Genomic DNA, 2,089 nt, shown 5'->3' with positions numbered 1-2,089 from the left:
CCTCCTGTTCACCTTGTGTTCACCAAGATAGCACGTCCCCCACCTCGAACCCGGAAAACGCAGGAAATGGACCCGAGCTGCTCCACCCAAGGGCCAGATCGCTCGTTCCAGCGGGCATCGACCCTCCATTCCGCGAGCCGGCGACGGTGGTCACTCAGGCCGAGGAGCCAGTTCCTGCCCAAATTCGGGCAGGAACTTGAGATTTGGTGGACACGGCTGCACTCTCAACCTTGTGTACGTCGACCCGCGGCTGCTGCGCCACGTCCAGGAGTCCAGCGGGCTGGCCCCCTCGGAGGCCGAGCGCCTGGTGGAGGACGTCCTGTCCTTCCATGCCGAGGCGGTGGAGGACCTGGTCCGCCGCCGGCACGCCGAGCTGAAGACCAACGGCTCGAAGAACGCCGAGATCTTCGCCCGACTCCGCGACGAACTCAGCGGCCGCGTGGTGGCCGCCCCCGACCTCTCCGAGCGCCAGCTGCGCCGGATCATCTACGGATAGGTGTCTCGAGACGGTCGCTGCGCGACCTCCTCGACAACCGAAAGGAACCACACATGTGCGGCATCGTCGGATACATCGGCACCCAGCAGGCGGCCCCGCTGCTCCTCGAAGGGCTGACCCGACTCGAGCACCGCGGCTACGACTCCGCAGGCGTGGCGGTGGTCAGCGGTAGCGGGGTGAAGGTGGCCAAGCGGGCCGGCCGGGTCCGTGACCTCTCGGACGGACTGCCCAAGCGGTTCTCCGGCAAGGTCGGCATCGGCCACACCCGCTGGGCGACCCACGGGCCGGCCAACGACGTCAACGCCCACCCGCACACGAGCGTCGACGGCCGCGTCGCCGTCGTCCACAACGGGATCATCGACAACGCCTCGGCCCTGCGTGCGGAGCTGGGGGACCAGGGCATCGAGCTGGCCTCCGACACCGACACGGAGGTGCTCGCCCACCTGATCGGCCGCTCCACCGCGTCGACCCTGGAGGCCCGGGTCGCCGAGGCGTTGAGCCGGATCGACGGCACCTACGGCATCGCCGTGACGCACGCCGACTTCCCCGACCGCATCGTCGTGGCGCGCAACGGCAGCCCGCTGCTCATCGGCGTCGGCGACCACGAGATGCACGTCGCCTCCGACCTGGCCGCGTTGATCCGCTACACCACGACGGTGGCCCACCTCGAGGACGGCGAGATGGCCACGGTCACCGCCGGCGGTTTCAAGACATACCGCCTCGACGCATCCGGCCTGTCCGCCACGAACCGCAGCGCCAACGAGGTCGACATCGACCCCGAGTCCTACGAGGCCGGCGACCACGACTCCTTCATGCACAAGGAGATGCTCGAGCAGCCCGCCCGCGCGGAGGCCGTGCTCCGGGGCCGGATGGACGAGCGCTTCGGGACCGGCCACCTCGGCGGCCTCAACATGGACGCCCGCCAGCTGCGCGCGATCCGGCGGGTCAAGATCCTCGGGTGCGGGTCGGCGTACTACGTCGGCCAGATGGGCGCGGCCCTCATCGAGGAGCTGGCGCGGATCCCTGCCGACGCCGAGGCGGCCAGCGAGTTCCGCTACCGCAACCCGATCATCGAGCCGGACACCCTCTACGTCGTCGTCAGCCAGTCGGGCGAGACCATCGACTCGTTGCTCGCCGTCCAGGAGGTACGACGCAAGGGCGGCCGCGTGATCGGTCTGGTCAACGTCGTCGGCTCGGCCATCGCCCGTGAGGTCGACGGCGGCATCTACCTGCACGCCGGGCCGGAGGTGGCCGTCGCGTCGACGAAGGCGCTCACCAACATGTACCTCGCGTTCGCCCTGCTCGCCGTCCAGCTCGGGCGGGTGCGCGACCTTTCGATCTCCGACGGCCAGCGCCTGATCGCCGCGCTGAAGGCCATCCCCGGCCAGATCGAGGAGATCCTCGCGAGCGAGGACCAGCTGGCGAAGGTGGCCCACTCGCTGGCGCGGGCCGAGAGCCTGTTCTTCATCGGCCGGGTGCGCGGCTTCCCGGTCGCCCGCGAGGGCGCCCAGAAGTTCAAGGAGATCAGCTACCGGCACGCGGAGGCGTACCAGACCAGCGAGCTCAAGCACGGTCCGCTGGCGCTCATCTCCC

2 protein-coding genes are annotated in these 2,089 nt (G+C 69.6%); both read left to right on the top strand.

The window, feature by feature from the left end; translation table 11 throughout:
• Positions 1-232 precede the first annotated feature (232 nt).
• Positions 233-496 (top strand): hypothetical protein, encoded by a 264-nt coding sequence (locus ACOADB_RS18055; RefSeq protein WP_378601483.1) that lies wholly within the window; start codon positions 233-235, stop codon positions 494-496.
• Between the two features lie 53 nt (positions 497-549).
• Positions 550-2,089, top strand: a 1,540-nt coding sequence (gene glmS, locus ACOADB_RS18050) for a glutamine--fructose-6-phosphate transaminase (isomerizing) (RefSeq protein WP_378601481.1), incomplete at its 3' end; no start/stop codon positions are given.

The sequence above is a fragment of the Nocardioides sp. CPCC 206348 genome, from assembly GCF_048654705.1.
In the GTDB taxonomy this organism is placed as follows: Bacteria; Actinomycetota; Actinomycetes; order Propionibacteriales; family Nocardioidaceae; genus Nocardioides.
Note: the sequence above shows the minus strand (reverse complement) of the source record. Positions and strands in the feature narration are given on the sequence as shown.